The following is a 12,713-nucleotide window of genomic DNA, read 5'->3' on the forward strand; positions in this document are numbered from 1 at the left end:
AGCGGCGAGTAAGTCTGCTTCTGCTGGACTGCGTCATTTCACTCTCCATCACTGTTGACCCTGTGGACGGCCGTGAGGCCGGCCGAATTGAAGAAGCATGCGTTCGACACATCAAAAGTGACCGCGATATTGGCGCCCACCGCGCCCCTGAAGTCGCGGCCAGCGCGGACCGAGACATTGCCGCCGCCGATGCGAACATTGACCAACGTCTCGTTGCCCATGGGTTCGACAACATAAATTTCACCAGGCAGCGCGTTGGGCGCGCCCGGTGCCGAAACGCTCATGTCTTCCGGCCGCAGCCCGATCTCGACCACTTGCGCCACACGGCATGCCGCCAGTCGGGCAGCGGGGATCGGAACCAGCGTTCCACCGATCGCGATGCCTTGTTCGGCAAGCGCGACCGGAAGGATGTTCATCGGCGGATTGCCGACGAAGGTGGCCACGAAACGGTTGGCTGGGCGATCGTAGATATCTCCCGGCGGCGCCATCTGCTGCAGCTCACCGGCGTGCATCACCGCGACGAAGTCCGCCATGGTCAAAGCCTCGACCTGGTCGTGGGTGACATAGAGGGTGGTTGCGCCGAGCCGCTGACAAAGCCGCTTGATCTCGCCGCGCATGGTCAGGCGCAACCTTGCGTCCAGGTTCGACAGCGGCTCGTCCATGAGGAAGGCCGCCGGATCGCGGACGATGGCACGCGCAAGCGCCACCCGTTGCCTCTGGCCGCCCGAGAGCTGGCGCGGCCGGCGATCGAGCAGGTGGCCGATCTCGAGAACCGCTGCGACCTCGCCGATCTTGGCGCGACGCTCGCCGTCCGGCATGCTGCGGATCCACAAGGGATAGCCGATGTTCTCGCCAACCGTCATCTGAGGATAGAGCGCATAGCTCTGGAACACCATGGCGATGTCGCGGTCGCGCGGCTGCAGCCGGGTGACCTCGCGCTCGCCGATGAAAAGTTTGCCGGCGCTCGGCATGTCGAGACCGGCAAGGATGCGCAACGCCGTCGTCTTACCGCAACCCGAAGGACCGAGCAGGGCCAGGAACATGTGGTCGGGGACGGCAAGGTCAAGCGAGCGCAAGACGTTCAGCGCGCCGTAGTTCTTGACCACACCTTGGTACAGGACAGAACTCATTGCCGCTCCCTAGCGCCCCGAAGGGTATCAGTTCTCCCGTTCCTTGACCTCGAAACCGGCCTCGAGGGCCAGGTCGCGCAGGTTGCGATAGCCCATCGTCGCATAGGTAAGCGGATGAGCCTTGCCAGGATCCTGTTCGGCCTCGACCACCAGCCAGCCGGCATAGCCATTGTCGGCGAGCAGCCGCAAAAGCGTCAAATAGTCAATGGACCCATCTCCCGGCACGGTGAAGATGCCTTCCATCACCGCGCCCATGAAGCTCATATCCAGGGCGCGAGCGCGCTTCAGCACATCCGGGCGCACATCCTTGCAGTGCACGTGGACGACGCGGCCCACATGCCGCCGCAGCAACGTCTCGGGATCTCCGCCGGAAAACAGGCAATGGCCGGTGTCATAGAGGAGGCCAACGGCTTGCCCTGAACTGGCCATCAGCCTGCCGATCTCGTGATCGGTCTCGATGATGGTTCCCATGTGGTGGTGAAAGGCCATGCCGATGCCGAAATCCGCGAACCGTTCGGCCAGTCGCGTGATCTTGTTGCCGTAGGACTTCCACTCGCCGTCGGCAAGCTTGGGACGCTGCGAGATCGGATCGTGAATGGCGCCATGGCGGCCGCGCGAGGTATCGGCGTAGACGACGTGCTTGGCGCCGAGGTCGCGCAGCAGCGTCAGATGCGGCAGGATGGCGTCGAACTCCTCTTCGACCTCCTTTTCGCAGATCCGGCCATCGTACCAGCCGGAGACCAGCTTAAGATCATAGGCCGCGAGAACTGCAGCCAGCGCCTTGCTGGCACGCGGGAACTTGCCGCCGAGCTCCGTTCCCGCATAGCCGGCTTCGGCCGTTTCGGAAAGGCAGACCTCGAGTGGTGTATCCCCGCCCAGCTCGGGCACGTCGTCGTTGCTCCATGTGATCGGATTTATGCCTATGCGGACAGCCATCATCGCTCCTCATCGGACAGGCCATGCCGTTGCTGGCGGCGCCTCATCTGAACCCAATCAGGTCGGTGAAGGCGTTCCGCGTGTGGTCTGTCCGGCCCGTCGCTTCCTGTCTCTTTTCATCTAAGCGCCGATCTGTCTCCATCGCGAGAGCCAGTTTGACGGGAAGTGAAGGTGCCAGTTTCAATTGGCGCGGCGCTCGCTTAAGCTCGATCAGCTCTCTTGCCGCGAGGCCTTTCCGATGCAGATATCAAGGCGAAGGCGCCAAGCCTTTCCGATGGACGCGCTGATTATCGATCGGACAATCGATGAACCGATCCATCGCCAGCTCTATCGGCAGATTGCCGCCATGATCCGTGGGCGTCGTCTGGCGCCGGGATCGGAATTGCCATCGACGCGGGCTCTGGCTGAGGATCTGGGCCTCGCCCGCAACACTATCGTCGGTGCGTATGACCAGTTGGCGACGGAAGGCTATCTCGCAAGCCGGCAGGGCGCGCGCCCGGTGGTCATCGACCTGCCCGTGAACTCGACCGATCTAGGCAGCAAACCCATGGCCACGGCAATCCAGCGCCCGCTTTCCAGGCGCGGCGAGAGCCTGATGCAGCAACCCTTCCATCACGGATCGCCGGGACGCTTTGCCTTTCATCCGGGCATGCCGGACCCGCAAAACTTCCCGTTTGGCGTCTGGGGCAGGCTGCTCGCACGCCGGGCAACGTTTGGCGCCGACATGTTGTTCGGTACCTATCATGTGACCGGCCTGCCGGCGCTCAAGGAAGCGATTGCCGGCTATCTGATCTCGGCCAGGGGGGTGCGGTGTTCTCCCGAACAGATCGTCGTGACGACGGGAGCGCAGGCGGCGTTCGATCTGCTGGCGCGTCTGCTGCTCGATCCGGGCGACACGGTCTGGCTGGAGGAACCGGGCTATTACGCGGCCAAGGCGACTTTCACGGTCGCCGGCGCCAATATTGTGCCGCTTGTCGTTGACCGCGACGGCTGGCAGATGAACCAGCCCGAGGTTTCACCGCGCCTGATCTACGTGACGCCCGCCTGCCAGCATCCTCTGGGGATCACGATGCGCATGGACCAGCGGCTGCGGCTATTCGAAATCGCCGAGCGCAACAATTCCTGGATCATCGAAGATGATTTCGACGGCGAGTACAGATTTCAGGGAAGGCCGGTCCCCGCCATACAGAGCATGGATTACGCTGACCGGGTCATCTATGTCGGCACCTTTGCCAAGTTGCTGTTTCCGGCGCTCAGGCTGGGGTTCATGGTCTTGCCCGCCGCCTTGTGCAAGGGCATTCCGCATGCGCTGAGCACCACCGGGCAATTCGCACCCCTGGTGCTTCAGGCGGCGCTAGCCGATTTCATCGATGAAGGTCACATGAGCCGCCACCTCAAGCGCATGCGCCGCATTTACGCCGAGCGACGCAAGTTTTTCTACGAATTGTGCGAGACCGAACTGGCCGATCACATCACTCTTTCGGCGGCGGAAGCCGGTATCCAGGTCGTTGCCTCGCTTCACGAACGTTGTGACGACCGGGCGGTCGTGCATTGTGCCGACAAACTCGGTGTCAACGCATCGCCGCTGTCGAAATATTACTGGTCATCCTCCGGCAATGGCCTGGTGCTTGGCTATGCCGCCTGCAACAAGGCCGAGAGCGAGGCGGGAATGCGACGTCTACGCCAGGCCATCGAGCACGTACGGACCTTGCCGTGAGCCCGTCTGCCCGCGATGAAGTGGTGGTTGGCGCCGCCAGACTGCCGCCGCTGTTTCGGTCAAGTATTGCCAACTACTCGGTGCTAACTACGTCCGGGTTATTCTGAAGGGTGAAACATCCGGAAATGGGCGGACTGAATGGCAGGCCCTAGGATTTACAAGGAGGTTGAGACTTGCCGCTTCGCTTCGGTCCACCGTTGCCGATCCGCTGCACAGCGTGCTCCGCTATGCGCCGAATTTGCTGCTCCCTTGGAGCAGGCTGTGCAACCGGCTCGACCCCAGGCGAAGGTTAGTTGGGCAGCTATCGGCCAATGTTGAAAAAGCTGTCCTAACGTTCGCCGACCAGAATACCGCCGATGGCTCCAGCTCTGTTTTTACACCATCACAGTTGGGGACTACACACCTAGGATTTTTGCTCTGGAGGACGAGAGACCCTTTCGCGTACGGACTGCTCTGTCGTGTCAGCCGCAGACTTGACGATTTCACCAATCTGGTCGGCCACCGTGCCTGCTTGTGTGTCCTGCCGTCCAGCTTCCTGCTTGATCGTCTCATAGGCGTCTGCGGCAACCTGCTTGGCCTGATCGACGCCTTGCTCGAGTATGCTCTCCGAGGTCTGGCGAAGCTTCTCGCGATATCCGCCCAGTTGCTCATCCTCCATCGCGGTATGGGGCAGCATGGCGCCTATCGCGGCGCCGATGGCGAGACCGACCGCCGCAACAGCCAAGGGCTGATCATTCAATAGCTCCTGTGCCGAGCGGCTGGCTTTCGCAGCCATCCCGCCAGCCGTCGATCCTGCACTGGCAGCGTTGCTCGCCAGTCCTTCGGCGGCCCCGCTTGCTGCTCCTGATATTGTGGCGCCAACGCTGCTTGCGGCCGACGAGAGCGCTTCAGCGGTTTCGGAGAGCGTGCTGCCCAGGCCGCCGCCCTCCGCCTCGTCACGCCCGCTGGGGGGAGTAGGCGCCGCATACGCGGCCGGGGGGTCGCGCCTGCCGTTCGACGGACCGCTGCCCAGCATCAGCCAAGCCAGACCTGCGCCCACCATAGTCACGGGCAAGGGATTGTCCCTGACCTGTGTTCTCAGGTTGTCGAGCATGGCCGAACTTTCTCCCCCGGAGAAGATGCCGGTGAATTCGTCCAGCAATTGCCCCGGTGTCATCTTGCCTCGAATGGATTCGGCGGTTTCCACTACCCTGGCGCGCGCGGCCTCCGCCTCGCGTTCAAGTTCGGCTGCGGATTTGTCGGTCATCTCACTTGTTCCTTGATTACATTCGCGTCGCGCCTGAGCTGTTCCTGCGTCCGGTCAGGAGTCAGTTCGGAAGGCGCCATGCTTGCCATCCCGGTGCGCAGCAGGATGACGCCAAGAATTGCTACCACCGCGCCGACCAACAGGGAGGACCACCCGGCGCCCAACCCTGCCCGAGTCAATGCGATGACCAGTGCTTGCAGCAGTACGATCAGAGCCGCGAGCAGGCAGATTGCTCCGCCCAGCACCTCAGCGGCGCCAGCGCCCGTTTTGGTAAGCTTTTCTGAAAGCTCCGCCCGCAGAAGCCTGGCTTCGGTTTGCACCAGCGTGGTGACGTTCTGGGCCAAGTCGGTCACTAGGGTCGCGAGGCTGGGATTGTCCTGAGTGTTCATCTGTCTTGCTCCGCATCCTGCGTAGTCAGGGCGTCATCGGCATTGCCATAGCCTCGGGAGGCTCGGGACCTGTCAGCCGACCAATCAGCAGCTCGAACGGTCTGCGAGTTGGCTTCTCGCGGGGCACTCCGAGGTGCTTCGGGGCTCGTCGGTGGGGAAGCTTTGATGAACCGTCCAAGCGCCAATCCAGCCAATACGGAGCCAGCGAGCAGGGCACCGGGGTTTTGCCGGCCGAAGGACTGCACATCCTCAAGCACCTGGCCGAACGGTTTTTGTTTCAATGAGGAGGAAAGCCGCTCCAGGCCGCCGGCGGCGTCCAAGGCAAATTTCGATGCAGTCCTTTCATCATTGTTGGCCAGGTGATCGCTGGCCGCGCGTAGCGCGCCGCCCAACGCCGCCAAGCTCGATGCAATGTCGCGCTGCGTCTCCTGCGCCTTGTCCGAAACAACCTGCGTTGCTTCTGTCGCGTAGTCGCCAGCCTTGCGGGTCAGTTCGTCGCGGGCATCGTGAAGCAACTCGCTTGCGCGCTCTTTTTCCCGGGCAAGTCTGTCGGAAACGTCACTTGTCGCCTTGTCGAAATCAGCGGGGTTACGGCCCTGGCCGTCATTACGTTGCATGGGTCACCTAGTGAAAACCGAGGAAGGAGAGGACCGCGAGCACGACAACGACGAGGCCGATAAGATAGATGACACTGTTCATGGCACGTTCCTCCGTGCTGCTCCAACTTCATGGAACCTGCGATGTTCCGTCGGCCAAGAGCTTTTTGGGTCCAAGAGCAACGCGGGGAGAGTTGGCCGAAAGTTCCTTGTGAGAAAGAATGCTTCCGAGCCAATCCACCTGAGCTACCGTCAAAGTGCGCTTGAGAGAGATCGCTTGACCAAGTTAGGGTCCACCTGCCCACCCGAATGCCAGGACCGCAATGACCCACGCTCCTATCGAGACACTGTCCAGCTGCGCGCAGCGGTGGGCGATCGGACTGACCGAGCAGAAAAGCATCACCGGCAATGGCCTCGCATGCTGTCGAGGGCACCCAGGACGTTTGAGCCATGTCGAGCGCCGTCGCGTACTATCGGTTGTCAACTCATAGGCAGGGCCGGTCAGGCCTTAGCATCGAGGCGCAGCGTGCCGCCGTGGCTCGCTGCACGGAAGCCGACGGCATTGCGATCGTCGATGAGTTTACCGAGATCGAAACGGGCAAAGGCTCGGATGCTCTCGACCACCGGCCTCAACTGGCAGCGGCCCTCGCCCTCGCGCGCCGGGCCAAATGCCCGGTCATTGTTGCTAAGCTCGATCGATTGTCGCGCAACGTTGCCTTCATCCCTGGGCTTAGGGTGCAACGTGTTCCGTTCATCGTGGCTGAACTTGGCGCAGATGCCGACCCGTTCATGCGGCACCTCTACGCAGCGCTTGCCGAGAAGGAGCGGCGGCTGATCTCGGGACCAAGGCCGCCCTAGCCTCGCGCAAGACCACCGGCATGAAGCTCGGCAACCCACCAACACCTGCCGAAGCAGCTGCCAAGGCATCTCATGCCGCTGAAGTTCACTTTGAGGATCTGTCTTCATTCCCTACACGACATTGCGCTACTTATCCTTCCTCTGCCTGCCGTCCAGGCCAAAGTTGAGCGCTCTCTGGCGCGTCAATTCCATTGAAGCGAATTCGTTGCCATGGATCTCGATCGTATCGACGCCGGCAAGAAATACCGTTGCGGGCAAACGCTTGTCCGCGGCCTGGGGGCGAGCCGGACGAGCCAATCAGCCGCGCCGCAGAAAACCAGACCTTCACACAGGCACCGATTTGGGCGATCAACACGAAGCCTTCCTCAAACGGTGCACCCATAATGAACGTCATCGCAGTCAGTCTCGTATCGCTCGTTCTGGCAATCGCGTGCGTTCTCGTCCACTATGAGGCTTTCAAAATGGTCGCGAGCTCGGCCCGGTCAGCCGAGATCGGCGGATTTCCGAGCCGAGGACGATTGCTGATCGTTATTTTTGGAGCGCTTGCCGCGCATACTGTCGAGATTACGTTCTACGGTTTCGTCTTCTGGGGCCTTCATAGCTGCGGCCTGTTAGGCGAAATCGTCGGAAAAATCTCCGATGGCTGGATCGACTTCCTGTATTTCTCCATCACCAACTATACAACGCTGGGAGTCGGTGACATCAGGGCCGAGGGACCGATGCGACTGATTGCCTCTTCAGAGGCACTCACCGGCCTGGTGCTGTTGAGCTGGACAGCGTCATTCACCTACCTGTCCATGGAGAATTTTTGGAAGAGGAGGTAGAGCCGGAGATCGTCGCGGTCGGCTTCGGTCGGGAGGCCACAACCGATCCGCAGTGTCCTTAATCGACAGCGCCCTAGACAGTACGAATTTATTCTGAATGTGGAGCGCCTCTAGAAACGGTTCCCTCAGCGGGCGCGCTTTAGATCTGTGACCGCGCCGGATTGATGAAACTCTCGAACGGCGCCTACCGAGCCTTGGTCTCTGAGGCGGCGCGAACTGCCGCTACGGTGAGGCGGACATTCCTTCGAAATCGTGACCCAATGCGCCGGGTACGTACTACCTCAAAGCTTTCCAAATCGGCTCCGGTCGCCAGGGAACGAATCTGCGACGAACTCGGGGCTAATGGTTCTCACTGCAGCGGCACGCCCTTCATGGGTATTCCCCCGTCACACGCCCCTAGCGACGTCTTCGATCAGCTTGACGACGAGATTGCGAAACCTCTCCCCAGACCTATCCCCCAGATTTCCAACAGCCTCGGCCACCATACCCGGTGAAGAAACCGACACCTCTCCACTTAGCTGAACGTTGACGGTGAATGCCCTTCTGGCCGTCTTTTTCAATCCTGGTTTTCGGAAGATTTGGAACCGAACAGCGGGCGTTAACACTCTGCCACGGCGCCGCGGTGCCGTGTCTATATCGATCGTCATCTCGCCCGCCACCTCGGCCTTGGCCGCTTCTAACGAGGCAACAACGACATCGTTTAGCCAAGCACTGGCTTTGGTGGCAAAGTCCGTCACTGGGACATTCGCATCCTGCTCTTGCTGGTGGTAGGCTGTCTTGCCGCGCTCGAGGGCTTCTCTGAACTTAGTCATCCCAATCGCCTCCGGCTTTGTCTGCGCATGAAGCTGATCCTCAGATCGGCGACTGCTCTGCCAATAGAACGCATGTTATCGGTGTACGTTGCGTGGGCTGGTTTCTGCGCCCATGCCGATTTTCCGAAAGCTCGCTGCTGATGACCGTTGCAACAACGCGACGTAGAGAAAGTCGTCGCAGCGGGTTAGGGCCTCCATGCCAAAGCTTCGCGGGAATACGCGAGGCAGAAAGTTCGAAAAGCTTCTAGAACCCCACAAACTGGGCGCCATCGTGTTGATGGTTTTCTTGAGTTCGAGGATTTCGCCTTTGACATCGACCGTGATCTTCTTTGACAAATCACCGGAGGCGACTGCTGTGGTCACTTCGGCAATGTTGCGCACCTGCCCAGTGAGATTGGTGGCCATAGCGTTGACGTTGTCGGTCAGGTCCTTCCATGTGCCAGCCACGCCCTTCACACGGGCCTGTCCACCCAACTTTCCCTCAGTGCCTACCTCGCGCGCGACACGCGTCACCTCCGATGCAAAAGAGGCCAGTTGCCCGACCATAGTGTTGACAATCTTGCCAATGCGCAGGAACTCGCCACGCAGCGGTCGGCCATCGATTTCGACCATCATCGTTTGAGACAGGTCGCCCTTCGCAACGGCGCCGATGACGCGGGCCACTTCCGCCGTGGGCTGGACCATGTCTTCGATGAGGTCGTTGACTGACCGGACGCTGGATTCCCAACTGCCAGTAGCATTGCGAACATGGCCGCGCTCGCCGATCCGGCCATCCTTGCCCACCACCCTGCTCAGGCGTTCGAACTCGCGTGTCACCTGATCGTTCAGTTCGACGATCTGGTTGAAGGTCTCGGCGATGTCGGGTCTATACCCTCATAAACATTATCGATGCGGACCGAGAAGTCTCCCCGTCTGAATGCTTTCAAGGAATTGAGAACTTGTCGGCGATCTAATTGCTTTCTTGATGCCTGCACGCTCACATTGCCACTCCCACCCCAGCGGTTTGCAAATGTTGTTTATCTAATGAATCCGCCCCCCGCGGCCAGGATGCACCTCGCCGCAACGGTGACAACGTGGAATGCATCGATTGGTTCCTTGCAAGAATAAGGAAGCGGGGGAAACGGTAGTCCCGGGGGTTCACAGCCGGCGCGCGCTTGGAATGCGCGTCTCACCCAGGCGGGTTCTCGCCGAGGTGCGGCGCTACGGCCCCACGCTGGAAGCCTAAGGCGGCGCCCGTGGGTCGCCGCGCGCCGCTCCACATCCTGCCACATTTACCGTACCGTTGCCGCTTGGGAGCGGAAGGCAATGTTGTTCTCGGCCATCACAACCTAATTGAGCAACACGGCAACGACTACGCGACGCTTGAACGCAAGGCGAAGGACCTCGAGAGTCGCCATGATCCAGGCCGGCGGCGCACCACCTCACAGTTCACCCAGCCCGATCGCTCGGCTCGACGCAAAGACGACTTTACGATCAGGCGATGGAAAGGCGCAATTCCCGCAATATAGGCTTGCCCTCCCAAATGATTGAAGGTCACGACCGTTGTAGCGACGAGTCGGCGGCACGAAACGGACTCTTCGACCAAAACGGACAAACGGAAGTCGAGATGGCGATCGTCCTCGCCAAGAACAATCTCATGACGGCGCCGATCGTAGACCCGGAAGAAATCGATCCTGTCGGTCGCAACGTCATCGCGCAACTCAGACGATGTCTTAAGGCCAAACCCCGCAACCAATGTGTGCCTTATAGTTATAGCCAGCCAACCCACCGCGCCTGACCCGTAAGCATATGGGCGGCGAGGCGCTCGGCATCGCCCGTCGCATTGCTCGGCAGGCGATCGCGAATGCGTCAGCGAATCCCGCCTTGGCGTAGAGCGGCTCAAGCACCGAACGTTGCGGCAAATCGACTCGAGCAACGCGCGCCATAGATGTTCCGCCCGGGAAAATGGAAGCGAAGAGGTGGTGCATTTCAATAGCACGAGTGAGGGCTCTCCCTCAAACATAGCAAGGAACTTCCGCTGTTGGCCCACCGCGACATACTGCCCTGCCGCACGAACTTCGTCGCTAGAGGAGCAAAGCGGGATGTCGTCACCAGTCACATGACGCTTGGTTAATAAGTACACGGCCTAGGCTGAGGAAGTTCAATGCTTCTTTAAACCTGACCGCTGAGCAAAAATTGTCGGCGGCACGCCGGTCATCACGATGGCTAGAAGCTTCGTACTCTGGTTGCGCGAATGGCCGGAAAGCAAGGGATCGTCTGCAGACTTTGTTCGTCTTACCCAACCATCCAATTTGTACGGTAGATGTGAGCTTTCAGGAGGTCGTCCATTCGGACCTGGTGGCGGTCAGTTGCGGTCGGCTTCGATTACTGCAACGGCAAAGGTTCGCGAAGCTTCCTGATAAACAATGTGCGCGTCGTTCGATATCTCGCGCAGAAATTCCCCGCAGGCCCTTTCAGAATTTAAGGGCGACCGAGCCTAAACAACCAGATGGTTAGCCGCGTCGCTGACGTGGTGGCGCAGACAGTGTTCCTGGCCGGCGCCGATCCGGCCATTGTCCCAACAGCGGCGTTGCATCGTTCTCAATTGCCGAAGTGCCTTTTATTGGGATCAGTGACGGCTCTTCAGGCTTGCGCTTACGTCCAATTTTCAGGGCTTCGATTTCGTCATCACGCCTTGCGATCCGGCTTTCCAAGTTTGCAATGCGCTCTGTCAAAAAGTAGCGGCCAACGATGAACCCTCCGCCTCCAAAAAGAACTGCGAAAGTCATAAAGGCTATAGGGTTGGCGATCACCAGAGTCGCATTGGTCTGGAAGAAAGTGATCAGATCGTGCATTTTGAACATCCTCTCAGTTCCGGGGAAGTTTGTGGATTTCCAATCTCACTGGGCCACCTCGATCGCAGTTCGTGCAGAGAAGCGCCCGCTCAACGGTACTGAATAGCGCGGCCTTCCCGTATCGCCCGATCAGCGCGGCCGCCTTCACCTCGGCGTGATGAGAGCAAGTCTTGCACCACGCCCGCAGCTTGTGCCATTCGCGTAAGTCCCCGAGTGAGACGTCCAGACCGGCATGAATGCTTCCGTCGACAATTGCCTGTGGCGGGATCTTCACCTCCCCAGGCGTCAAGATTCTTTCCATGACATGCCGGCTGTTGTAGTGGATCAGCAGCATGCCGGGTCGACGGCGAATTGCAGCCTGCCAGGCGGCTTGGCTGACTGTCGCATCCGGGGACGTTGAAATTGTTTCGAGATGGGTCTTTTCCTCCCTGTCCCAGACTTCGATGCGGAAATTGTCCTCGGCCGTATTCGCCATCAGGTCGCGTCCCCTGTGCCAGCCGCGAGAGAAGCCGTTGGAAACTGCCGCGCGCGACAGCGCGAGCTCACGTTCGAGTTCAGTTTTCCTGGATAGAACGTGCAGCAGTGCGACTACGCAATCGCCGCCCGCCGCAGCGATGGCCTGCTGCACCGCGGTTTCCAAATCCGACATAGCTTCGCCGCCCGGCGCGTTCTGGCGCTTTCCCATAGCCTTTCCTGCTCATATGTCTTTCAGGAATAAGGAATCTATTCCTGCCTCGTCAAGGCCGCTCTTGACTTTTTGTTCTTATTTCGTTCACTGTTGACCAGATTGGCCGCGGGAGGCGAGTGATGAGGCTTCAGCTGGAAATCAAAGGCGCTTCGCCGGAAGAGAAGCAACGCGGCATCGAAGCGGCCAAAGCTGTCCTTGCCGCAGCGGGAATATCCGCGGAAGAGGCAACGGATGGGATGTTCGCGCTCGAAAACTGGGACGATTCCAGTTTTGACGACGATGAAGCACCCTCGAAGGACGAGGATGTAGCGGCGGCGATCTGGAAAGACGCCAATAAGGCGGCAATCATAGCCTGCTGCGCTGACTGGCCAAGTGATGCGGTGCCGGAGAACTATCAATTCCTTGAGTTGGTGGATTGATGTCCGACCACGGCCTGCCTTCCCAGAAAAAGCCGAAACTCATCGTTGTCGTGGCCTTCGACCGCGGTGAAGATGGCGAACTGTTCACGGCCTATGGCCCGACTGATCAGCAAAGCGAGGAGCGCGCGATCAGGATGGCCAAGGGGCTCGCCTCGAAGCATATTGGCGTGATCGCCTGGAGCCGAGATGCCGACCCTGCACTAGGCGATTACGGTCCGCCCACAACGCTATTGGTCAGTGGCGATGTGCCAGACATGGAATAGG

At 60.0% G+C, this 12,713-nt stretch carries 14 protein-coding genes and 1 pseudogene; 5 read left to right on the top strand and 10 right to left on the bottom strand.

Annotated features, from left to right (window positions below):
- Window positions 1-38: 38 nt before the first annotated feature.
- Window positions 39-1,130 carry an ABC transporter ATP-binding protein gene (locus tag FJ434_RS11675; protein WP_140747020.1) on the bottom strand — a complete coding sequence of 364 codons (1,092 nt, stop codon included), beginning with the start codon at window positions 1,128-1,130 and terminating at the stop codon, window positions 39-41.
- Between the two features lie 27 nt (window positions 1,131-1,157).
- Window positions 1,158-2,066 carry a myo-inosose-2 dehydratase gene (iolE, locus tag FJ434_RS11680; protein ID WP_140747023.1) on the bottom strand — a complete coding sequence of 303 codons (909 nt, stop codon included), beginning with the start codon at window positions 2,064-2,066 and terminating at the stop codon, window positions 1,158-1,160.
- A 274-nt stretch (window positions 2,067-2,340) separates the two neighbouring features.
- On the opposite strand from iolE, the gene FJ434_RS11685 reads away from it, so the two are divergent.
- Window positions 2,341-3,783, top strand: a complete 1,443-nt coding sequence (locus FJ434_RS11685) for a PLP-dependent aminotransferase family protein (RefSeq protein WP_246675988.1) — start codon at window positions 2,341-2,343, stop codon at window positions 3,781-3,783.
- Window positions 3,784-4,186: 403 nt separating this feature from the next.
- Here the strand turns inward: FJ434_RS11685 and FJ434_RS11690 are convergent, their stop codons facing one another.
- Genes FJ434_RS11690 through FJ434_RS11700 form a run of 3 tightly spaced genes read right to left on the bottom strand, consistent with a single transcriptional unit; the run spans window position 4,187 to window position 6,035 of the window.
- On the bottom strand, window positions 4,187-5,029 hold the full coding sequence (locus tag FJ434_RS11690) for a DUF3618 domain-containing protein (RefSeq protein ID WP_140714526.1): 843 nt from the start codon (window positions 5,027-5,029) through the stop codon (window positions 4,187-4,189).
- The gene (locus FJ434_RS11695; protein ID WP_140508152.1) at window positions 5,026-5,418 is read right to left on the bottom strand and encodes a phage holin family protein; all 393 of its coding nucleotides are present in this window, start codon (window positions 5,416-5,418) and stop codon (window positions 5,026-5,028) included. Before FJ434_RS11695 ends, FJ434_RS11690 begins: the two co-directional genes overlap by 4 nt.
- The gene (locus tag FJ434_RS11700) at window positions 5,415-6,035 is read right to left on the bottom strand and encodes a hypothetical protein (RefSeq protein WP_140508150.1); all 621 of its coding nucleotides are present in this window, start codon (window positions 6,033-6,035) and stop codon (window positions 5,415-5,417) included. The genes FJ434_RS11695 and FJ434_RS11700 overlap by 4 nt, the downstream gene beginning before the upstream one ends.
- A 429-nt stretch (window positions 6,036-6,464) precedes the next feature.
- On the opposite strand from FJ434_RS11700, the gene FJ434_RS11705 reads away from it, so the two are divergent.
- Window positions 6,465-6,872, top strand: a complete 408-nt coding sequence (locus tag FJ434_RS11705; protein ID WP_348640966.1) for a recombinase family protein — start codon at window positions 6,465-6,467, stop codon at window positions 6,870-6,872.
- Between the two features lie 383 nt (window positions 6,873-7,255).
- The gene (locus tag FJ434_RS11710; protein ID WP_140714524.1) at window positions 7,256-7,696 is read left to right on the top strand and encodes an ion channel; all 441 of its coding nucleotides are present in this window, start codon (window positions 7,256-7,258) and stop codon (window positions 7,694-7,696) included.
- A 386-nt stretch (window positions 7,697-8,082) separates the two neighbouring features.
- On the opposite strand, the gene FJ434_RS11715 is transcribed toward FJ434_RS11710, so the two are convergent.
- The 5 genes and pseudogenes from FJ434_RS11715 to FJ434_RS11735 all read right to left on the bottom strand — a co-directional run bounded on the left by FJ434_RS11715 (window position 8,083) and on the right by FJ434_RS11735 (window position 12,027).
- Window positions 8,083-8,508: a hypothetical protein gene (locus FJ434_RS11715; RefSeq protein ID WP_140747029.1), complete on the bottom strand. Its 426-nt coding sequence runs from the start codon at window positions 8,506-8,508 to the stop codon at window positions 8,083-8,085.
- Window positions 8,509-8,775: 267 nt separating this feature from the next.
- A pseudogene (locus FJ434_RS11720) lies at window positions 8,776-9,482 on the bottom strand (HAMP domain-containing protein); the annotation flags it as partial.
- A gap of 377 nt (window positions 9,483-9,859) precedes the next feature.
- Window positions 9,860-10,510: a DUF2867 domain-containing protein gene (locus FJ434_RS11725; RefSeq protein ID WP_246678278.1), complete on the bottom strand. Its 651-nt coding sequence runs from the start codon at window positions 10,508-10,510 to the stop codon at window positions 9,860-9,862.
- 490 nt (window positions 10,511-11,000) lie between these two features.
- The gene (locus FJ434_RS11730; protein ID WP_140747032.1) at window positions 11,001-11,342 is read right to left on the bottom strand and encodes a hypothetical protein; all 342 of its coding nucleotides are present in this window, start codon (window positions 11,340-11,342) and stop codon (window positions 11,001-11,003) included.
- Between the two features lie 13 nt (window positions 11,343-11,355).
- Window positions 11,356-12,027: a hypothetical protein gene (locus FJ434_RS11735; RefSeq protein ID WP_246675983.1), complete on the bottom strand. Its 672-nt coding sequence runs from the start codon at window positions 12,025-12,027 to the stop codon at window positions 11,356-11,358.
- A gap of 122 nt (window positions 12,028-12,149) precedes the next feature.
- On the opposite strand from FJ434_RS11735, the gene FJ434_RS11745 reads away from it, so the two are divergent.
- Window positions 12,150-12,449 (top strand): hypothetical protein, encoded by a 300-nt coding sequence (locus tag FJ434_RS11745; RefSeq protein WP_140747035.1) that lies wholly within the window; start codon window positions 12,150-12,152, stop codon window positions 12,447-12,449.
- Window positions 12,449-12,712, top strand: coding sequence for a hypothetical protein (locus tag FJ434_RS11750; RefSeq protein ID WP_140747037.1), 264 nt, complete (start codon window positions 12,449-12,451; stop codon window positions 12,710-12,712). The genes FJ434_RS11745 and FJ434_RS11750 overlap by 1 nt, the downstream gene beginning before the upstream one ends.
- Window position 12,713 lies beyond the last annotated feature (1 nt).

Origin of the sequence: Mesorhizobium sp. B2-5-13, assembly GCF_006440535.1 — a bacterium.
Lineage (GTDB): Bacteria > Pseudomonadota > Alphaproteobacteria > Rhizobiales > Rhizobiaceae > Mesorhizobium > Mesorhizobium salmacidum.